This window comes from Pseudomonas sp. B329, from assembly GCF_023127835.1.
In the GTDB taxonomy this organism is placed as follows: Bacteria; Pseudomonadota; Gammaproteobacteria; order Pseudomonadales; family Pseudomonadaceae; genus Aquipseudomonas; species Aquipseudomonas synxantha_A.
Genome location: NZ_SPKP01000007.1, coordinates 183,886 through 202,561 on the forward strand (window position 1 = coordinate 183,886; position 18,676 = coordinate 202,561).

The 18,676-nt window shown below is 59.7% G+C and carries 20 protein-coding genes; 12 read left to right on the forward strand and 8 right to left on the reverse strand.

The genetic code is table 11. From position 1 onward, the window contains the following. Positions 1-6: 6 nt before the first annotated feature. Positions 7-1,194 (forward strand): multidrug effflux MFS transporter, encoded by a 1,188-nt coding sequence (locus tag E4P00_RS05140; protein ID WP_005790744.1) that lies wholly within the window; start codon positions 7-9, stop codon positions 1,192-1,194. A 61-nt stretch (positions 1,195-1,255) separates the two neighbouring features. Here E4P00_RS05140 and E4P00_RS05145 read toward each other — a convergent pair whose 3' ends face one another. Further along, positions 1,256-1,633 (reverse strand): hypothetical protein, encoded by a 378-nt coding sequence (locus tag E4P00_RS05145; RefSeq protein WP_005790741.1) that lies wholly within the window; start codon positions 1,631-1,633, stop codon positions 1,256-1,258. Between the two features lie 197 nt (positions 1,634-1,830). On the opposite strand from E4P00_RS05145, the gene E4P00_RS05150 reads away from it, so the two are divergent. The 3 genes from E4P00_RS05150 to def all read left to right on the forward strand — a co-directional run bounded on the left by E4P00_RS05150 (position 1,831) and on the right by def (position 3,688). Then, a complete protein-coding gene (locus tag E4P00_RS05150; RefSeq protein WP_032879770.1) occupies positions 1,831-2,016 on the forward strand; it encodes a CsbD family protein in 186 nt (61 codons plus the stop codon). Positions 2,017-2,195: 179 nt separating this feature from the next. Continuing rightward, entirely contained in the window at positions 2,196-3,152 is a 957-nt protein-coding gene (locus E4P00_RS05155) for a YihY/virulence factor BrkB family protein (RefSeq protein WP_005790736.1), read from the forward strand. After that, the gene (gene def / locus E4P00_RS05160; protein WP_078822150.1) at positions 3,149-3,688 is read left to right on the forward strand and encodes a peptide deformylase; all 540 of its coding nucleotides are present in this window, start codon (positions 3,149-3,151) and stop codon (positions 3,686-3,688) included. The genes E4P00_RS05155 and def overlap by 4 nt, the downstream gene beginning before the upstream one ends. Positions 3,689-3,818: 130 nt before the next feature. On the opposite strand, the gene E4P00_RS05165 is transcribed toward def, so the two are convergent. Further along, positions 3,819-4,232 carry a GNAT family N-acetyltransferase gene (locus E4P00_RS05165; RefSeq protein ID WP_248130856.1) on the reverse strand — a complete coding sequence of 138 codons (414 nt, stop codon included), beginning with the start codon at positions 4,230-4,232 and terminating at the stop codon, positions 3,819-3,821. Positions 4,233-4,532: 300 nt separating this feature from the next. On the opposite strand from E4P00_RS05165, the gene E4P00_RS05170 reads away from it, so the two are divergent. The 5 genes from E4P00_RS05170 (at position 4,533) to E4P00_RS05190 (ending at position 9,441) form a co-directional block, all read left to right on the forward strand. Further along, complete coding sequence (locus E4P00_RS05170) at positions 4,533-5,462, forward strand: fatty acid desaturase (protein ID WP_078822148.1); 930 nt, start codon at positions 4,533-4,535, stop codon at positions 5,460-5,462. A 9-nt stretch (positions 5,463-5,471) separates the two neighbouring features. Further along, entirely contained in the window at positions 5,472-6,263 is a 792-nt protein-coding gene (locus tag E4P00_RS05175) for a PhnD/SsuA/transferrin family substrate-binding protein (protein WP_248130859.1), read from the forward strand. A gap of 108 nt (positions 6,264-6,371) precedes the next feature. Next, positions 6,372-6,881, forward strand: coding sequence for a sigma-70 family RNA polymerase sigma factor (locus tag E4P00_RS05180; protein ID WP_248130862.1), 510 nt, complete (start codon positions 6,372-6,374; stop codon positions 6,879-6,881). 62 nt (positions 6,882-6,943) lie between these two features. Then, on the forward strand, positions 6,944-7,885 hold the full coding sequence (locus E4P00_RS05185; RefSeq protein WP_078822145.1) for an aliphatic sulfonate ABC transporter substrate-binding protein: 942 nt from the start codon (positions 6,944-6,946) through the stop codon (positions 7,883-7,885). Positions 7,886-8,121: 236 nt separating this feature from the next. Then, positions 8,122-9,441 carry a PAS domain-containing methyl-accepting chemotaxis protein gene (locus E4P00_RS05190; protein ID WP_078822307.1) on the forward strand — a complete coding sequence of 440 codons (1,320 nt, stop codon included), beginning with the start codon at positions 8,122-8,124 and terminating at the stop codon, positions 9,439-9,441. Positions 9,442-9,587: 146 nt separating this feature from the next. Here the strand turns inward: E4P00_RS05190 and E4P00_RS05195 are convergent, their stop codons facing one another. The 5 genes from E4P00_RS05195 to E4P00_RS05215 form a co-directional block, all read right to left on the reverse strand. Beyond that, positions 9,588-10,082 (reverse strand): hypothetical protein, encoded by a 495-nt coding sequence (locus E4P00_RS05195; RefSeq protein WP_078822144.1) that lies wholly within the window; start codon positions 10,080-10,082, stop codon positions 9,588-9,590. Positions 10,083-10,214: 132 nt separating this feature from the next. Beyond that, positions 10,215-11,624, reverse strand: coding sequence for an MFS transporter (locus tag E4P00_RS05200; protein WP_078822143.1), 1,410 nt, complete (start codon positions 11,622-11,624; stop codon positions 10,215-10,217). A gap of 9 nt (positions 11,625-11,633) precedes the next feature. Then, complete coding sequence (locus E4P00_RS05205; protein WP_032879781.1) at positions 11,634-12,371, reverse strand: NAD(P)-dependent oxidoreductase; 738 nt, start codon at positions 12,369-12,371, stop codon at positions 11,634-11,636. A gap of 15 nt (positions 12,372-12,386) precedes the next feature. Continuing rightward, positions 12,387-13,019, reverse strand: a complete 633-nt coding sequence (locus E4P00_RS05210) for a glutathione S-transferase family protein (protein ID WP_248130864.1) — start codon at positions 13,017-13,019, stop codon at positions 12,387-12,389. A gap of 358 nt (positions 13,020-13,377) precedes the next feature. Next, positions 13,378-14,409, reverse strand: coding sequence for a LacI family DNA-binding transcriptional regulator (locus tag E4P00_RS05215; RefSeq protein ID WP_248128415.1), 1,032 nt, complete (start codon positions 14,407-14,409; stop codon positions 13,378-13,380). Between the two features lie 212 nt (positions 14,410-14,621). Between E4P00_RS05215 and E4P00_RS05220 the strand changes: the two genes are divergently transcribed. Then, positions 14,622-15,155, forward strand: a complete 534-nt coding sequence (locus E4P00_RS05220) for a gluconokinase (RefSeq protein ID WP_032879784.1) — start codon at positions 14,622-14,624, stop codon at positions 15,153-15,155. Positions 15,156-15,239: 84 nt separating this feature from the next. Next, complete coding sequence (locus E4P00_RS05225) at positions 15,240-16,592, forward strand: GntP family permease (RefSeq protein WP_005790708.1); 1,353 nt, start codon at positions 15,240-15,242, stop codon at positions 16,590-16,592. Positions 16,593-16,730: 138 nt separating this feature from the next. Here the strand turns inward: E4P00_RS05225 and alaC are convergent, their stop codons facing one another. Further along, a complete protein-coding gene (gene alaC / locus E4P00_RS05230; protein ID WP_032879786.1) occupies positions 16,731-17,948 on the reverse strand; it encodes an alanine transaminase in 1,218 nt (405 codons plus the stop codon). Positions 17,949-18,144: 196 nt separating this feature from the next. On the opposite strand from alaC, the gene E4P00_RS05235 reads away from it, so the two are divergent. Beyond that, positions 18,145-18,627 carry a GyrI-like domain-containing protein gene (locus E4P00_RS05235; RefSeq protein WP_032879788.1) on the forward strand — a complete coding sequence of 161 codons (483 nt, stop codon included), beginning with the start codon at positions 18,145-18,147 and terminating at the stop codon, positions 18,625-18,627. Positions 18,628-18,676: the final 49 nt, after the last annotated feature.

Consider the following 18,676-nt stretch of genomic DNA (forward strand, 5'->3'; position numbering starts at 1 on the left):
CCTGTCGTGAATTCTAGAATGGTGATCACCAACTCCTGCCTGATCCTGGTATTGGGGTTGTTTTCCATTGACTTGTACAACCCCGCCTTGCCGGAGATTGCACGGGTATTTTCGGTAACTGACGCGCAGTCCCAAAACCTGGTGGTCTTCTATCTGGCAGGCTTTGCACTGTCCCAGTTGGTGTATGGGCCGATCTCCGATAGAAAAGGGCGGGTACCGGTGATTATGGTCTCCCTTGCCCTCGGCGCCTTGGGCAATTACCTGACGTCGACGGCGGACAGTATTCAGGCGCTCTATCTGTTTCGTTTGTTAACAGGCATCGGTGCTGGCGGTTGCCCCGTGATAAGCCGGGCAATATTGAGCGATACGTTCAAAGATAAAACCGAGTTGTCCAAATCGCTGACGGTGTTCTCCATGGCGTCCCAGGTCTCGCCTGCGCTTGCGCCGGTGCTGGGTGGTTTTATTACTGCTGCACTTCCTTGGCAATATAATTTCTACGCACTGACCCTGATCACGCTGCTCGGCGCCGTATTTATCAAGGCCACACTGGTTGAAACAGCTCCGCTGCAGGGCGTGCCTTCCAAACGGCTTGAGGGTTTCAAAGTACTGCTGCGCGACTTCAACTTCATGGTTTACAGCCTGGTCTCTGCGGTACTGTTTGCGATCACCATCGGCTACTTCACCGCGAGCCCATTCATCTATCAATTGCAGTTCCATCTGCAGAGCCAGGAAAACGGCCTGCTGTTCGTTGGCTACTCTGCGGGTATCGTCTTGGGTTCTTACCTGACCAAGCGGTTTTTGAATCGTTACTCGCCTGAGCGCATCCTGATGACGTCCCTGGTGGCGCTGACGGTGTTGGCGGCGCTCGCTCCGCTGGTTCTCCAGGCATTCAAGCTGGTCACGGCCCCGGCGCTGGTGGCGTATGGCTTTTTGGTCGCTCTCGGCTGTGGCCTGTCCTCACCCTTGCTGTTGGGGATCAGTCTGCATGGCCAGGCAAAACATGCCGGTACCGGGAGTGCGCTGCAAGGCGCGATCAAGATGGCGGGCGCGGCACTGGCGCTGTTCTTTTTCTCTGAGGGGCACACCAGCACCGCCATGGGGCTGATGATGGGGATTCTGGTCATGTCGCTGTTTTGCCTGTTTGCCATCGCCCTGGCTCAGCGTATTGCCGGTCGGTCAGTGGCAACCGCCTGAAAGTGCGCGAGAGCCTGACTGCTGGCACAGCAGTCACGCTCTCGCCGGTTAGGGGCGATGGTTACAGAGTGAACTGGGCAAAGCTCACGCCGGCACCCGCCGGGCGTACATCCTTGAGGAACGAGTCCTTGTCGGCGCTCAGTTCCAGGGTTATCTCCGGCTTGCGCTTGCCCGCATTGCGTACCACCAACCCTTCCAGCTTTTCGCGCAGAAACACAGTCGGCACCTTCAGGTGCAACAACTGGTCCGTCTCGGCGTTATGCATCAGCAGATGGATCCACTCGTACTGGCCCACGGCAATCCGCGCAACGGGCAGGTCGAACCACCAGATGTTGCGCTTGTGGTCCAGGTCGGTGAAATGGCAGTTGTTGACGCCGAGTACGGCACCGCCCAGTTCCTGGTTTCTGCGGGCGATAGCCTGTGCTTTATTGAGTTTCATAACCTTCCTACGGGATCTGTTATTCAGCGTTGCAGCCTGAATGTGCCGGGCATTCTCGTGGGTTGGCCGCAAAACATAAAGCCAAACCTGCGGCAGGCGATAAAATGCCTCGCGAAAATAATTGAAACTCTGCCGAAGCGCCCTGGGTCAACCTCTACGTAATGACCAAAACCCTCGATTGTTCCAGGAGAAATACCATGAGCAGCACATCGGATAAGGCAAAAGGTTTGGCGAACGAAGCGGTCGGCAACATCAAGCAGGGTGTCGGCAAAGTCACAGACAACGACAAGCTGCGTGCTGAAGGCGTGATCCAAGAGAAAAAAGGTGAAGCGCAGCAAGCAGTCGGGAAAACCAAGGACGCGGTGAAAAAAGCCACCGAATAAGGCGTTCTCCTGGGTTTGCCCAGCAGTATGGCGGCCATCCACGGATGGCCGTTTTTGTGTGAACTGTTGCAACTAAATTTTGGAAATTGTTTCAAAGTCGCCAAATGGGCTACTTTGATGTAGAAAACGGCCCCTGAGTCGCCCACGAACTCAACCTCTTTGCGGCGAAAGGAGACGCTATGATTTTTCCGGTACTCGATGGTCTCAAGCTGCACAAGGTGCTGATACGCACCGTCACGGAATTCGTCGATGACGAGATGCCGACCTACGCCTCGGCACTGGCCTATCAGATGCTGTTCTCGTTGTTCCCCTTCCTGCTATTTCTGATTGCCCTGATCGGTTTCCTGCATCTGCCGGACTTCTTCACCTGGCTGCGCCTGCAGTCGGAGCTGGTGTTGCCGCCCCAGGCGCTGGAGCAGGTCAACCCGGTCATCGACCAGTTGCAACAGTCCAAGGGTGGCTTGCTTTCGGTTGGTATCGTCATCGCGCTGTGGACAGCCTCTGCGGGCGTACGCCTGATGATGAGTGCGATGAACGCGGCCTATGACGTCGTCGAAGGCCGGCCGATCTGGAAGCGCTTCCCCCTGTCGATTTTCTACACCGTCGGCATTGCCGGCATGTTGCTGGCCGCCGCTGCGCTGATGGTGCTTGGCCCGCAGGTCATGGAGTGGCTGGCCGGGCAGATCGGCATGCAGGAGTTCGTCGTCACCCTGTGGACCATCCTGCGCTGGCCATTGATCGTGATCCTGCTGATGTTCGCCGTGGCACTCATGTATTACGTGATGCCGGACGTCGAGCAGAAATTCCGCTTCATTACCCCAGGCTCGGTGTTGGCCGTGGTGGTGTGGATCGTGGCTTCCCTGGGCTTTGGTTATTACGTCAAGACCTTCGCCGACTACAACGCCATGTATGGCAGCATCGGCGCGATCATTGTCCTGCTCCTGTACTTCTATATTTCCGCCGCCGTGTTACTGCTGGGTGCGGAGATGAATGCCGTGATCGAACACATGTCGGCCGAAGGCAAGGACCCAGGTGAAAAGGAGTTTGACGAACCCGGACACACCGATGAAAAACAGCACGTCTCGGGCCTAGGCCGGGACCACTCCAAGCCCACTCCTGAAGAAGTGCCGCGATGATCCGTGAAATCCTGAAAATGGGCGACGAGCGCCTGCTGCGTATCGCTCCACCGGTGCCGCCGGAAATGTTCGACAGCCCCGAGTTATGGCAACTGATCGACGACATGTTCCAGACCATGGAACACGTGGGCGGTGTTGGCCTGGCTGCACCGCAGATTGGTGTCGACCTGCAACTGGTGATTTTCGGTTTCGAGGCCAGCGAACGCTACCCGGAGGCGCCGCCTGTACCGCAGACCATCCTGATCAACCCGCTTATCACGCCCCTGAGCCCGGCGCTGGAAGAGGGCTTCGAAGGCTGCCTGTCGGTGCCCGGTTTGCGCGGCGCCGTGAACCGTTATCAACAGATCCGCTACGAAGGTTTCGACCCCAAGGGCGAGCCGATTGTGCGTTTTGCCGACGGCTTTCATGCACGGGTGGTGCAGCATGAGTGCGACCACTTGATCGGTCGGCTGTACCCGTCGCGGATCACTGATTTCAGCAAGTTCGGGTTTATCGAAGTGATGTTTCCGGAATTGGATCCGACAGCTGACGAATAAACACCAGGCTACCTGAGGTCCCAATGTGGGAGGGGGCTTGCTCCCGATAGCGGTGGACCGGTCGACATTTCAGCGACGGACACTCCGCCATCGGGAGCAAGCCCCCTCCCACATTTTTATCCGGCATCATTCAGGTGATTGAGAACCCCATCGCAATCATCGGCTTGTTCCGTTTGTAGCGCACCAACCGCTCGCTGAGGGACTGCGGCAGCAGCGTGTCCTGACTGAACCCCATACGCTGATACAACCCCTCCAGATCCGGATGGCACAGCAGCCACACCGTACCCTCCACTCCGGCTACCGCCTGCTCAATCAAGCGTGCCGCCAACCCCTGGCCGCGATAGGCCGGATCGACAAACACCCCCGTCAGCCACTGCCCACCCACCACCGGGCTCAAGCACAACCCAGCCACGATCTCGCCGTCGCGAGCTACCCACAAACGGCCGCCCTTGAGGGTCTTCATCGAAGAGTTGTGGCTGCGGTAAAACTTGTTCAACAGTGGCCACAGAGGCTCTGCCAGCGGTTCGATGTGCAGTTCGGGCATGGTCTTTGGGCCAGCGGGGTCAGGGCCGGGGATTATAAGCGCCTTCTGCCGGGCAATAGGTGGTATACCCAGTGCTACATCCCCTTAAGTTGAGCATGCATCATGGCCAAAGGTATGGATTCAAAGAAAGCCGCGAAGAAAAAACCGGCAAAGACCGCCGATGAAAAGCGTGCGGACAAGAAAGCCAAGAAGTCCGAGACCGGCCTGTTCGGTCACTGAGTTACAAGCTTAGAACCAAAGGATCTGCAAGATTGGCGCGTCTCGCGGCACAGGGTAGGAAACACCTGCTCTGAGCTGCCGATGGCCAACTACCTTGACCTGAGCCACCGCCGGGAAATTCAAGCCCTGGCTGCAAGTTTTACTGCGAAGACCGAATGGCCGACCTGGCTGCTGTTGCTCGGCGTGTATGCCGGCTGGTTCGGTGTGTTGCTTGCCAGCCACTGGCTGGGCCTGTGGTGCAGCACCTTGTTGCTGATCCCGTTGGTGACCCTCTGGCTGTCGCTGCAACACGAGTTGCTACACGGCCATCCCACCCGTTTGCCGTTGGTGAACAAACTGCTCGGTTACGCGCCGTTTGCCGTTTGGTACCCCTATACCCTGTATCGCGACAGCCACCTGTTGCATCATCACGACGAAGACCTGACCCTGCCCGGCATCGACCCGGAAAGCCGCTACCTTAACCAACAGCAGTGGGACGCCAGCTCGCGCTTGCAACGCAGCGTGCATTGGCTGACCAAGACCGTATTCGGTCGCTTGCTGCTGGCGGCACCCCTGGCCATCAGCCGGTTGGTGCACGATCAATGGCAACGCCTGCCAGAGGTTTGGCCGATGTGGCTGGCCCACGGCGCCGTGACCCTGTTGATGCTGGGTTTTATCGCCCATTACAGTGCCTTGCCGGTGTGGCATTACCTGCTGCTGGTGAGCGTGCCGGCCTTGTCGCTGGCGTCGATCCGTTCCTACTATGAACATCGCCCGCATCCGCGGCCGGAACAGCGCACGGTGCTCAACGAAGCGTCCTGGCCCTGGCGCTGGCTGTTCCTCAACAACAACCTGCACCTGGTGCACCACGACCTGCCGAAACTTCCCTGGTTCTTGCTGCCGAGGGTGTATCGCGCCCGCCGCGAGCAGTGGCTGACGCGCAGCGGTGGGTTCCTGGTACAAGGCTACGGCCAGTTGATCGGCCGCCATGGCCTCAAGGCTATCGACAGCCCTCGGCACCCCTTTGCCTGAGAGATGCCCATGAGTGAGCACTATGCCGAGTTGCGCATGTATGTCGCCCCGGAGCCCATCGCGCAAGCCAATCAACAGTGGCTTGCGCGCATCCTTGAACGCTTGGGCCTGCATCGGCGTAACGCCGACCACCTCGACTTGCCCGGCCTGTGGCTGGCGCCAGAATTGCTCGTCACCCAAACCTGCGGCTACCCGCTGATGACCCAACTGCGTGGCCAGGTTCGCGTCGTCGGTCGCCCCCGCTACGAGCTGCCCCATAGCAGCAATGGCGAACACTGCAGCCTGTTGCTGAGCCGTGTTGACAACCCACGTACTATCCTGGCGCAGTTCTACAACAGCCGCGGGGTGATCAACGGCCACGACTCCAACAGTGGCATGAACCTACTGCGCCACTGCCTGGCACCGTTGCAGCGCGACGGGCGTTTCTTCGCCAGCGTCGCCGTCAGCGGTGCCCACCGTGAGAGCCTGCGCTGGCTGCGTGAAGATCGCGCGGACCTTGCTGCCATCGACAGCGTGACCTACGACTACCTGGCGCGTTTCGTGCCCGAAGAGGTCGCGGGTTTGCGCATGGTTACCCGCAGCGCGCCGAGCCCGACCTTGCCCTATATCGGCCCGCCGGGCTTGAGCGATGTGCAGCTGAAGCAGGTCCGCGAAGCGATGAACCTGGCGTTGCAAGACCTGCCGCAGGTGGTGCAAACCCTTGGTGTGCAAGCCGTGCTCCCCGCTAGCGAAGACGACTATCAGGTGCTGTTGGATTACCAACGGCAAGCCGCCAGCCTTGGCTATACGGATATTCAATAAAGCTATATAAAAATGCATTTTAAATATTATTAAAGAATAAGAGGCCTTGCTAGGATCGCTCTACCGGAACACCGGACATAACGCGCACCCTACTCGACAGGAGCCACTATGTCCGGCGCCGACACCTCTCACCCCGCCTACGTGGACGCACTGTTCCGCAGCCATTACGCCTGGTTGTGCAGCCGCTTGTATCGTCAACTCGATTCCCGTGCACACGCCGAAGACATCGCCGCCGACACCTTTGTCCAGCTCCTGAGCGCACTCGACGTCGCCCCGATCCGTCAGCCTCGCGCCTTGCTCACCACCATTGCCCAGCGCCTGATGTATCAGCTGTGGCGGCGACGTGACCTGGAGCGCGCCTATCTCGACGCCCTGGATAACGATGAAGCCTTTAGCGTGCCGTCCCCCGAAAACCTGGCCCAGACGTGCGAGGCGCTGCAGGCCGTCGACCAGTGGCTCGACGGCCTGCCGGCCAAGGTCAGGGCGACGTTCCTGTTGTCCCGACTCAATGGCCTGACGTACCCCGCGATCGCCGCCGAGCTGGGCATTTCCCAGCGCTCGGTCAGTGATTACATGGCCCGCGCCCTTAACGGCCGCCTGCGGTTGTGCCTGGAATGAACGCCACGCCTGACTCACTGCACACGGCCAATCCGCTCACGATCACGACCATGAGGCAACCCATGAAAAAACTGAAAAAACTACTAGGGGGTTCGCTGCTGGCGCTCACCGTCCTGGCCCAGCCTGCGCTCGCCGCCGAACCTCCCACCCTGCGCATCGGCTACCAGAAAAGCTCGGTGAGTATGGTGCTCGCCCGTGAGCACAAGCTCTTCGAAGCTGCGCTGCCCGGCACCCAGGTGCAATGGACCGAATTCCTCGGCGGCCCGCCGCTGATCGAGGCACTCAATGCGGGCAGCCTGGATATCGGCAATATCGGTGACATCCCGCCGATCTTTGCCCAGGCGGCCGGCATCGACTTGCAGTACTTTGCCGTCGAGCCCAACGACGGCAAGACCGAAGCCGTGCTGGTGCCCAAGGCCAGCACCGTGCAGAACGTCGCGGAGCTCAAGGGCAAGCGCGTGGCGTTGCTCAAGGGCTCCAGTGCACACAACCTGTTCCTCAAGAGCCTGCTGCGCGCCGGTTTGCAATGGAAGGACGTGAACGTGGTGTACCTGTCGCCTTCTGACGGCCGTGCGGCCTTCGAACAAGGCAAGGTCGATGCCTGGGTGGTCTGGGACCCGTACTACTCGGCCGCCGTAGTCGACGGCTCTGCTCGCGTGCTGGGTGATGGCCAGGGCCTTAACCCTGCCGGCAGTTTTTTTGTGGTCAACGGCCCGTTCGCCCAGCAACATCCCCAGGCCATCGCCACCATTATCCAGACCCTCGGCAAGGCGCAGCGACTATCACTCGACCAACCCGATGAAAGCATCGCATTGATGGCCGGCACCCTTGGCCTGCCACCGGCGGTGGTCAAAAGCTACTTCGAGCACCGCTCGCCCGCGCCGATCCGTCCGTTGCAGACGATCGACGTCGCCAATCAGCAGCGCACGGCGGACCTGTTTTTTGCCAACGGCCTGATCCCTAGAAAGGTCGACGTGCAGCAGATTGTCTTCAAGCCCGAATAAGCCCCTCTCATCGATTGAGCGCATTTCAGAACATGGGGTGCGCGCCGCCAGCGCCCGGTTGGCAATGCTGGCTGATTAGTGGCCTTGCATAGCGCCAACCCCTGTCTATGCTCACCCAGGACCGTTAATGATGCTTGGCCTATAAAGCGTTTTGAATGGTTATTTCCCCGTGAAGGTTTACCAACACAAGAATGGAATGCGCCGTTCAGGCGCCGGGACTCAAGGGTGATCTGACCATGTTCAACCGCCAGCACAAATCCGACCTGCAAGAAATCCAGCGTTTTTCCTGTGCCCTCACCGAAGCCAATGCCAAGCTCGCAGCCATCAGCCGTTCCATGGCGATGATCGAGTTTGATCGCACAGGCGTGATCCTCGAAGCCAACGAAAATTTCTGCAAGAGCATGGGTTACAGCGTCGATGAGATCCGCGGTAAACATCACCGCATTTTCTGCGATGAGGCCTACACCCACACCGACGAATACAGCAAGTTGTGGCGTGACCTGGCGCGGGGCGAGGCGCTCAGTGGCACCTTCATGCGTTTGAACAAGCGCGGTGAAGAGGTATGGCTTGAAGCCAGCTACATGCCGGTGCTGGACAGCGACAACCAGGTACGCAGTGTGATCAAAGTGGCGTCGGATATTTCTGCACGGGTGCACCATGAACACGAAAACCAGAGCCTGATCGACGCCATTGGCCGTTCCATGGCGGTAATCGAGTTCACGCCCCAGGGCCAGATCCTGAATGCCAACGACAATTTCCTGCGTACCGTGCAGTACTCACGGGAGGAAATCATCGGCCAGCACCACAGCATGTTCTGTCATCGCAGTGAAGTGGAGTCGCCGGCCTACAAGGCATTCTGGGCCTCCCTCAATCGCGGCGAATACCACTCCCATCGCTTCGAGCGTAAAAACAAATACGGCAAGACCTTGTTTCTGGAGGCGTCCTACAACCCGATCTTCGATACCAATGGGCGCCTGTACAAAGTGGTGAAATTTGCCAGCGACATCACCGACCAGGTCACCACCCTGCGCACCGCCGCTGATTCGGCCCACGCCACTTCCGTACAAAACGACGCCTGCGCACGCAAGGGCTCGCAGGTGGTGCAGCAAACGGTACAGATCATCGAGGCTATCTCCAGCGACTTGAACCAGGCTGCCCACAGCATCGATGCGGTCAACAAACAGTCCGACATCATCGGCGCCATCGTGCAGACCATCCGCAGCATTGCCGAACAAACCAATATGCTGGCGCTCAACGCCGCGATTGAAGCGGCGCGAGCCGGTGAGCATGGACGTGGGTTCGCAGTGGTGGCCGATGAAGTGCGCAGCCTCGCGGCCCGCACCAGCCAGGCGACGGTGGAGATAGTGGATGTGGTGCGCAAGAACCACGACCTGTCATTGAGTGCGGTGACGAGCATGCAGTCGAGCTTGAGCCGCACGGGGCTTGGGGTAGAACTGGCCAACGAAGCGGGGCAGGTGATTCTTGAAATTCAGGAAGGCTCGCGGCATGTGGTGGATGCAATCAGTCAGTTCAATTCGACGCTGCAACTGCAATAGTCGAAAACTCTGCTGATCCCATGTCAAAGGAGATCCAAATGTGGGAGGGGGCTTGCCCCCGATGACGGAGTGTCAGTCACTGCATTGGGTGGCTGACCCAATGCCATCAGGGGCAAGCCCCTTCCCACATTGGTCTACTGTGCAGCTTAGATAGCAGCCAGGGTCTCTTTCACCGTCTGCGCCTGTGGGTCAACCGTCTTTGCTGCTACCTGCTGCTGTTGCTGCTGCTGAAGCCGCTCGGACACTTGCTTGGCAAAGGCGTTTTGCTCTTCCACCGGCAGGGCGTTCAGTTGCTCCAGGGTCAGGCCCCGTTCTTTGAGCAATTGATCGCGAATGCGCTCGGCCGGGGTCTTGGTCATGTAATCGGTGAACTCACTGCGGGCTGAGCCGGCAGCGCTGGATGCCGGCACGTCGCTGGACGCCGTGGCTTGCAGTTGCACACGGGTCTTGGCGAACGCTTCGTCAATGCGATCACTAGCCTTGTCCAGTTCCTTCTGCGCAGATGGCACCGTGATGCTCTGCTGCGCAGCCTGCAGGGCGCCGCTGTACAACGCGCTGGCGGCGGCGTTGGCGGGGTCCATATCGGGTCGCTTGATCTGTTGGACGGTCGACATGGCTTGGGTGTTGTTGTTAACCAGCATGATCGGTCACCTGTGTAAATGTTCGGTTCCACAGCTGGAGCAAATAGTGTGCCGGTTGCGATACCCTCTATTTACTGGGGGTCGTGTGGCCGTTGCGGCAAGCACTCTGCCGCAGGCGGCCAAGCATTGCCGTCAGTGGGCGATATTTTCCAGCGCGAGGTTACGCGTACGCGGCCCGAACCAGCTGATGGTAATCATCACGATCAGCATGCTGCTGGCGATAAACGCCAACACCCCTGGCGTGCCCAGGTGTTCGAGGATAAAGCCGATCAACAGGCTGCTGAACACCGTAGATAGGCGGCTGAACGAATAGCAGAACCCCACGGCCCGTGCGCGGATATTGGTGGGGAACAATTCGCTCTGGTACGAGTGATAACTGAAACTCAGCCAGGCATTGCAGAAGGTGATCATCACCCCGCAGAAAATCAGCCCCAGTGCGCTGGTTTGCAGGGCGAACAGGCTACCGAAAATCACCGCGCCCATGGCGGAACCGACAATCTGCCATTTGTTTTCAAAGCGGTTGGCCACCTTCACAAACAGCAACGGCCCCAGCGGGTAGGCGAGGGTGATGATAAAGGCGTACATCAAGCTGTGGGTCACGCTGACACCCTGGCCCGACAGCAGCGCCGGCAACCAATTGCCGAAGCCGAAAAAACCGATGGCCTGGAACACATGGAACACAATCAGCATCAAGGCGCGGCGACGGTAGGGCGGTTGCCAGATATCGGCAAAACGGCCGCTGCCTTGAACGCTGACGGCTTCGGGTTGCGGCTCATCCAAGGGCTTGCCGTGATCTTTCAGGCAGCGTGTTTCCAGGTTGTCCATGATCGCACCGGCTTCTTCGAAACGGCCCTTCTGTGCCAGCCAACGCGGCGATTCAGGCAGGCGCTTGCGCAATTGCCAGATAAACAGCGCAAACACCGCGCTGCTCAACACCACCCAGCGCCAGCCGGAGATGCCGAACGGCGCCTGGGGCACCAGCCACCACGACATCAAGGCCACGGCGGGCACCGACAGAAACTGAATGAAAAACGCAAAGGCAAACGCCGAACTGCGCATGTGCTTGGGCACCAGTTCCGAGAGGTAGGCATCGATAGTCACCAGTTCGATGCCCAGGCCGATGCCCACCACAAAGCGCATGCAGATGATGCCCAGGGCGGAGGTTTGAATACCCATCAGCACTGTGGCGACGGTGTACCAGATCAATGCAAAGGTGAAGATCGCCCGGCGCCCGTAGCGGTCGGCGATGGGGCTGAGCAGGCTGGCGCCGAGGAACAGGCCGAGGAAGGTTGCCGAGGCGAACGCAGCCTGGTCCGAGAAGCCAAACACGCCCTGGCTGCCGGTATTAAAAATGCCGTCGCTGATCAGGCCGGGGCTGATATAGGCGGTCTGGAACAGGTCATACAGCTCGAAAAAACCACCGATGGACAGCAGCGCCACCAGGCGCCAGATGGTGGCCACGGCGGGCAGGCGATCGATGCGCGCGCTGATATGGGCGGCGCGGAGCGGGTCGATACCGTCGGTGGTGGATTGGGCGGGCATGGTGAAAACTCAGTAAGTGATGGGGATTTCAAATACCTGGAATGCATCATCCAGCGGTTGGTAGCCCAGCACACGTGTGGTTTCGCTCAAATCCAGACGCTTGAAGCGGTTGTTGGAGATGCCGTGGGCGATCAGGTGCTTCACGCCGACGGTTTCCACTGAGCGTTGCAGCAGTTGCACGGCATCCCGCGGGCTGAGCCACGCGCTGAGGTCGCGGGCGTTGTTCAGGTCGTGGGTTTCGGGGAATTCAAAAGCGCCGATGCGCAGGGCGATGGTCGACAGCGGCGTCTTGGCTGCGTAGTAGCCACACAACGCCTCGCCATAGCATTTGCTCACGCCATACATATTGGCGGGCATCACCGGCATACCGGGGGTGATCTGGCGATCCACCGGGTAGCCTTCGATGGTTTGCGCGCTGCTGGCAAATACCAGGCGCTGCACGCCGGCGGCCACGGCAGCTTCGAACAGGTAGGTGGTAGCGAGTATGTTGTTGGGCAGCAATTCGTTGAATGAGGCACTGGCGTGGGGGATACCCGACAGGTGCACGATTACGTCGATGCCTTCGAGCAGGGTCGCCAGGCTGGATTTATCGCTGAGGTCGGCGTGTACGAAACGGTGTCCACCCAGGTCGAAATCCGGCGCGATGCGGTCAGTGAGCGTGAAGCGGTAGCGGTCTTGCGAGGCCTGGAAAAATGTCTTGCCGATTCTGCCGCAGGCGCCGGTGAGTAGTACGTTGAGTCCGTTCACGTGGGGTCCCTGTGCTTAGTTGTGGCCGTCGAGGGCGAAGGTCTTGAAACCGGCGTGCTGGCTGAGCCGCTGATAGTAGGCGGCAATGGCGGGGGAGGGCGGACGCTGCATGGGCGTTGCCTGCCAGCGGTGTACCGAGAGGCCGATCAAGATATCGGCGAGGGTGAATTCCTCCCCGGCCACATAGGCACCGGTCTTGGTCAGTTGCTGTTCGAGAATGCCCATCTTGTCGTTCCATAGCTGCACCGCGGCGGCGATTTGCGCCGCGTCGAGGCCGTCGGGGTTGTTGCGTACCAGCGCGGTGAAGGCGTCGCCCCAGGCGCGGTTGAGTTCGACCGCTTGCCAGTCGATCCATTGCTCGACGCGGGCCCGTGGCGCCGGTTCGACAGGCAGCAAGTCGTGGCGTTGGTACAGGCCGACGAGGTAGCGGCAGATGGTGTTGGACTCCCACAGCACGCCGTGGTCGTCGATCAGCACAGGTATCTGCGCGTTGGGGTTCAGAGCGAGGAACTCGGTGGACTGGGTGGGCTTGAAGCCGATGCCCCAGTCTTCACGCACGTAGTCGATGCCCAGTTCCTGGCAGGTCCACAACACTTTGCGCACGTTGATGGAGGACGTGCGGCCCAAGATTTTCAGTGAATGTCCCATGGTGCTTCCCTGGCGATGGAAAGTGGTCAATCTAGCAGGGGTAAAGTGGGCACGGTTAAAAAATGTGGGAGGGGGCTTGCTCCCGATAGCGGTGGGTCAGTCAACTTACAGATAGCTGACCCACTGCAATCGGGAGCAAGCCCCCTCCCACATTTGGACCGAGTAAGGTCTCAGCAGCGTGGTGTGTGCTGGTCCATGGCCTTGCCGAGCAGCGAGTTAAATGAGGGTGGCAGCTGTACGCAGGTTAGTAGACCGGTGGACACTCAAAGCCGGCGCACCCGAAAGTGCCCTACGCACAGCCGCCATTAACACAGGCAGACTTCTGATCGTTCCCACGCAGAGCGTGGGAACGAGCGGGTCAGGTGCTCTCCCGCACCTGCAACTCAAACCCCATATCCACCACCGGCTTGGCGATCTTGTTGCCCGCCATGATGGTCAACAAATGCTCCGCCGCCCTGCGGCCAATGGCTTCTCGTGGCGTGCTGATGCTGCTCAGGCGCGGCACCATGAATGCCGACGCGGGCAAGTCGTTGAAGCCCAGCACCGCGACACGCTCCGGCACCTTGATGCCGTGACGCATGGCTTCAAGCAGTGCGCCCTGGGCCAGGTCATCGTTGCCGAAGAAGATCGCATCCACATCCGGATGCGCTGCCAGCAATTGCAGGAACAGTTCGCCGCCCAGGCCTACGGAAGAGGGCCGTGGCGTCAATAGTTCCAGCGCTGGGTCGTACATGCCCGCCTGCTGCAAGGCGCGGCGGAAACCTTCACCGCGCAACAACGTGCGCTGATCCAACTGCGCGCCGATGTAGGCCAGGCGCTTGCGCCCCCGGGACAGTAAATGTGCCGCTGCTGTTTCCCCGGCAGCCAGCTGTGAGAAGCCCACGCAGTTCACCCCGGCATTGGGGTCCAGATCCATCATGTACACGCACGGCACATTGCTGGTCTCGACCATTCGTCGCGCGCTTTCGGTGCGGTCGAACCCGGTCAGCAGCAAACCCCGTGGCTGGTAGGCCATGTAGTTGCGCAACAGGTTTTCTTCTTCATCGCGCGAATAATGGGAGTTGCCGATCAGCACTTCAAAGCCCTTGGGCCGCAGTACCTGATGGATGGCTTCCAGTGTTTCGATAAACAACAGGTTGGACAGCGACGGCACCAGCACCACCACCGATTGGCTCTGGGCCGACGCCAGGGCGCGAGCGGCGGGGTTGACCACGTAGCTGAGTTCGGCGGCGGCCTGCTGGACTTTTTCCACCAGTTCGGTGGCCACGGTGCTGATACCGCGCAAGGCGCGGGAGGCGGTGATTGGGCTGACCCCGGCCAGGCGTGCAACTTCATTGAGGGTAGGGCGGCCCGTCGTGCGGGTATTTTTATCGTTCTTGGAGGTCATCAGGCGGCTTGCCAAACAAAAATCGAGGCACTAAGGTAGCGCTGTCTCCAAAGGGCTGCAAATTATTGAACCTAGGGTTGCCTGATCCGGTTCGAATGATTGGAGCAGATGCACGCGTCACTCCATAAAAATGACAAGTCGGCGCGGGAAAAGCCTGTTTTTGCACTAGCCTTATGCTGTGCAAAGGTAGCGCTATCTGCGTCCTGAGGTGTTTCATGAGTCAACCTGTTACCGCCCTGGTCATCATGGGTGTTTCCGGCTGTGGCAAGTCCAGCGTCAGCGAAGCCCTGTGCCGCCTGAACGGCGCCACTGCCATTGAAGGCGACAGCTTTCACCCCGCCGCCAACATCGAAAAGATGAGCGCCGGCCACCCCCTTAACGACGACGATCGCGCCGGCTGGCTCGACATCCTGTGCGATGAACTGCGCCGGTCGCTCACAGCGGGCGAGCATCCTGTGCTCACCTGTTCAGCCCTGAAAAAGAAATACCGCGACCACCTGCGCGAAGCCGCGCCGGGCCTGGGCTTTGTCTTCCTGGAGCTGACCCGCGAAGTGGCCGCCGACCGCGTGTCCCACCGCCCCGGCCATTTCATGCCGGCAAGCCTGATCGACAGCCAGTTCGCCACCCTCGAATCGCCCAAGGGCGAACCGCTGACCCTGGCCCTCAATGCCAGTGAAGACAGCGTCGAGGAGCTGGCCGAGCAGACCAACGCCTGGTGGCTCAAGCACGGCTTTGAACCAACTCATTAATTTTTTGCCGGAAAAGATAGCGCTATCCCCGGCAGGAAATTCAACACCCGCTTTAATAACAACAACAAACAGGAGAGACCCCCCATGTTTGGCATGTCCCACGAGTCTTACCTGCTGCTAGATGCAGTGGTCACTATCATCGGGTTGATCGTTCTGATCACCAAGTTCAAGGTGCACCCGTTCATTGCACTGATCATCGCGGCCGGTTTCCTCGGCCTGACCTCGGGCATGCCCGTGGACAAGATCATCAAGGCGTTCCAGGACGGTTTCGGCGGCGTGCTCGGCTTTGTCGGCATTATCCTCGCGCTGGGCACGATGCTCGGCAAGATGATGGCCGAATCCGGCGGTGCCGATCAGATCGCCCAGACCCTGATCCGCGCCTTCGGCAAAGAGAAGGTCCAGTGGGCCATGATGTTCGCCGCGTTCCTGGTGGGCATCCCGCTGTTCTTTGAAATCGGCTTTGTGCTGCTGATCCCGCTGGTGTTTATCGTGGCACGGCGTACCGGTGTATCGCTGATCAAGATCGGCATCCCGCTGCTCGCCGGCCTGTCGGCGGTACACGGCCTGGTGCCACCGCACCCGGGCCCGCTGCTGGCGATTGGCGTGTTCGGCGCAGATATCGGCAAAACCATTCTGTACGGCCTGATCGTCGCACTGCCAACCGCCATCATCGCCGGCCCGATCTTCGGTACGTTTATCGCCAAGTACATTCCGGGCAACCCGTCCCAGGAACTGGTCGATCAATTGGCCCGCGAGACGGATAACAAGTCGCTGCCAAGCTTTGGCATCACCCTGGTCACCGTGCTCTTGCCGGTGTTCCTGATGCTGCTCAAAACCTTTGCCGACATCGCCTTTGCCGAAGGCAACGTGGTGCGCAACTGGATGGACATGATCGGTCACCCGATCACCGCCTTGCTGCTGGCGTTGCTGCTGTCGCTCTACACCTTTGGCCATCGCCAGGGCATCCATTCCAAGCAGATCCTCAAGCTGCTCGACGCCAGCCTGGCGCCGACCGCCGCGATCATCCTGATCATCGGTGCCGGTGGTGGCTTCAAGCAGATGCTGGTGACCAGCGGCGTGGGTGATGTGATCGGTCATATGGCAGTGAACGCACAGATCAACCCGATCCTGCTGGCGTGGTTGGTGGCGGCGGTGATTCGTATCGCCACCGGTTCAGCGACGGTCGCGACCATTACCGGGGCAGGCATTGTGGTGCCGGTGGTCGGCATGATTCCGGGCGTCAACCGCGAGTTGCTGGTGCTGGCGACGGGCGCGGGTTCGTTGATCTTGTCGCACGTCAACGATGCGGGGTTCTGGCTGGTCAAGCAGTACTTCAACATGACCGTGGCCGAGACGTTCAAGACCTGGACGGCGATGGAGACCATCCTGTCGATCGTGGCTCTGATCTTCATCATGTTGCTGTCGTTGGTGGTGTAAGCCACACCGCACAGTCTGGGGTGAAAACCCAATCAAATGTGGGAGGGGGCTTGCTCCCGATGGCGGTGGATCAGTCACCAGATGTATCGACTGAACCACCGCCATCGGGAGCAAGCCCCCTCCCACATTTTGACCGAGTTAGACGCTGGCTTTGGGTACTAGCCCATCCGCCCTGAACATGCCACGAATCCCGCGCACCGCCTGGCGAATCCGGTCCTGGTTTTCGATCAGCGCAAAGCGTACGTGATCATCGCCATACTCGCCAAAACCAATCCCCGGCGACACACACACCTTCGCCTCCAGCAGCAACTTCTTGGCAAATTCCAGCGAGCCCATGGCAGCATACTGTTCGGGGATTTTTGCCCAGACGTACATCGACGCCTTGGGGTTCTCCACCATCCAGCCCAGCTCATGCAGGCCCTTGACCAGCACGTTGCGGCGCTGGCGGTACTGCTCGGCGATGTCTTTGACGCACTGCTGATCGCCTTCCAGCGCAGCAATCGCCGCCACCTGCAGCGGGGTGAAGGTGCCGTAGTCATGGTAGCTCTTGATCCGCGCCAAGGCGTTGACCAGTTCCGGGTTGCCCACCATGAACCCGATGCGCCAGCCGGCCATGTTGTAGCTCTTGGACAGGGTGAAAAACTCCACCGCGATGTCCTTGGCGCCCGGCACTTGCATGATCGACGGGGCTTTCCAGCCGTCGTAGACGATGTCGGCGTAGGCCAGGTCGTGAACCACGAGCACGTCGTACTGTTTGGCCAGGGCGATGACCCGTTCGAAGAAATCCAGCTCCACGCACTGCGCGGTGGGGTTGGACGGGAAACCGAGGATCATCATCTTCGGCTTGGGGATCGAGCCACGAATCGCCCGTTCCAGCTCGGCGAAAAAGTCCACGCCCGGCACCAGCGGCACCGAACGTACCTGGGCACCGGCAATCACCGCACCGTAGATGTGAATCGGGTAGCTGGGGTTGGGCACCAGCACGGTGTCGCCCTGGTCCAGGGTGGCCAGCATCAGGTGCGCCAGACCCTCTTTGGAACCGATGGTGACGATGGCTTCCGACTCGGGGTCGATATCCACTTCATAACGGTCCTTGTACCAGCGCGAAATCGCCCGGCGCAGGCGCGGAATGCCTTTGGAGGTGGAGTAGCCGTGGGTGTCTTCACGCTGGGCGACGGTGACCATTTTTTCCACAATGTGCGGTGGCGTGGCGCCGTCGGGGTTACCCATGCTCAAGTCGATGATGTCTTCGCCGCGCCGACGCGCAGCCATCTTCAGCTCGGCAGTGATATTGAAAACGTAAGGGGGGAGTCGATCTATGCGCGCAAAGCGGCGCGGCGAACCTTGGTCGGCCATTGTTGCCTCGAGAGTACGTAAGCGCCCGGAACCGTCCGAGCGACGTCGGCCACTGCGGTGGCCTGCGAGGCAGACAATACGGGCGATGATGGCAAGTTGTCCAGATGCGTAGGAAAAATTTCTACATGGAGTGTGGCGCGGATATGCCCCTATACTCGATACGGGTTTGTTCCCTCATAAGAAGGAGACTGTTCGTATGGATCAGCAGACAAAACAACCGTTGGAGCCACGCATGGAAGCCGGCAAAGCGCTGGTGATCGCCGGTGTGCAAGGGCGTTATTCGAAGGCCACCGTAGGCGATATCCCCAAGTTATGGGAGCTGTTTGACACGTGCATTAAAGACATCAAAACGCGCGTCGGCGGCGTGACGTACGGGGTTTGCTACAACCCCCACCACGGCGAATTCGATTACATGGCGGGGGTTGAAGTCCCGACCAAGGGCGATGTGCCCAGCAACTTCGAGTTCATCGAAATCCCCCCGCTCAACTATGCCGTGTTCCCCCATTACGGGCCGGTGCAGGCACTTGAGCAAACCTACGAACGCATCATGTTCGAATGGCTGCCGCATTCGGGCTACAAGGTGATGGGGGCGGATTTCGAGCGCTATAGCGCAGATTTCGATGGGAGGAAGGGCACGGGGACGGTGGAAATCTGGCTACCGGTTGGCGAGCGGGGCTGAACTGGTCCAGTGATTTCGGACATTCTTTTCGGTTTTCACGCCGCTAGCT

Bases quoted from the DNA above. Each gene is read 5' to 3' on its own strand.
- E4P00_RS05190 (WP_078822307.1), top strand. From the start codon at position 8,122: ATGTTCAACCGCCAGCACAAATCCGACCTGCAAGAAATCCAGCGTTTT.
- E4P00_RS05200 (WP_078822143.1), bottom strand. From the start codon at position 11,624: ATGCCCGCCCAATCCACCACCGACGGTATCGACCCGCTCCGCGCCGCC.
- E4P00_RS05210 (WP_248130864.1), bottom strand. From the start codon at position 13,019: ATGGGACATTCACTGAAAATCTTGGGCCGCACGTCCTCCATCAACGTG.
- E4P00_RS05165 (WP_248130856.1), bottom strand. From the start codon at position 4,232: ATGCCCGAACTGCACATCGAACCGCTGGCAGAGCCTCTGTGGCCACTG.
- def (WP_078822150.1), top strand. From the start codon at position 3,149: ATGATCCGTGAAATCCTGAAAATGGGCGACGAGCGCCTGCTGCGTATC.
- E4P00_RS05170 (WP_078822148.1), top strand. From the start codon at position 4,533: ATGGCCAACTACCTTGACCTGAGCCACCGCCGGGAAATTCAAGCCCTG.
- alaC (WP_032879786.1), bottom strand. From the start codon at position 17,948: ATGGCCGACCAAGGTTCGCCGCGCCGCTTTGCGCGCATAGATCGACTC.
- E4P00_RS05185 (WP_078822145.1), top strand. From the start codon at position 6,944: ATGAAAAAACTGAAAAAACTACTAGGGGGTTCGCTGCTGGCGCTCACC.
- E4P00_RS05225 (WP_005790708.1), top strand. From the start codon at position 15,240: ATGTTTGGCATGTCCCACGAGTCTTACCTGCTGCTAGATGCAGTGGTC.
- E4P00_RS05235 (WP_032879788.1), top strand. From the start codon at position 18,145: ATGGATCAGCAGACAAAACAACCGTTGGAGCCACGCATGGAAGCCGGC.
- E4P00_RS05175 (WP_248130859.1), top strand. From the start codon at position 5,472: ATGAGTGAGCACTATGCCGAGTTGCGCATGTATGTCGCCCCGGAGCCC.
- E4P00_RS05180 (WP_248130862.1), top strand. From the start codon at position 6,372: ATGTCCGGCGCCGACACCTCTCACCCCGCCTACGTGGACGCACTGTTC.
- E4P00_RS05150 (WP_032879770.1), top strand. From the start codon at position 1,831: ATGAGCAGCACATCGGATAAGGCAAAAGGTTTGGCGAACGAAGCGGTC.
- E4P00_RS05195 (WP_078822144.1), bottom strand. From the start codon at position 10,082: ATGCTGGTTAACAACAACACCCAAGCCATGTCGACCGTCCAACAGATC.
- E4P00_RS05145 (WP_005790741.1), bottom strand. From the start codon at position 1,633: ATGAAACTCAATAAAGCACAGGCTATCGCCCGCAGAAACCAGGAACTG.
- E4P00_RS05155 (WP_005790736.1), top strand. From the start codon at position 2,196: ATGATTTTTCCGGTACTCGATGGTCTCAAGCTGCACAAGGTGCTGATA.
- E4P00_RS05220 (WP_032879784.1), top strand. From the start codon at position 14,622: ATGAGTCAACCTGTTACCGCCCTGGTCATCATGGGTGTTTCCGGCTGT.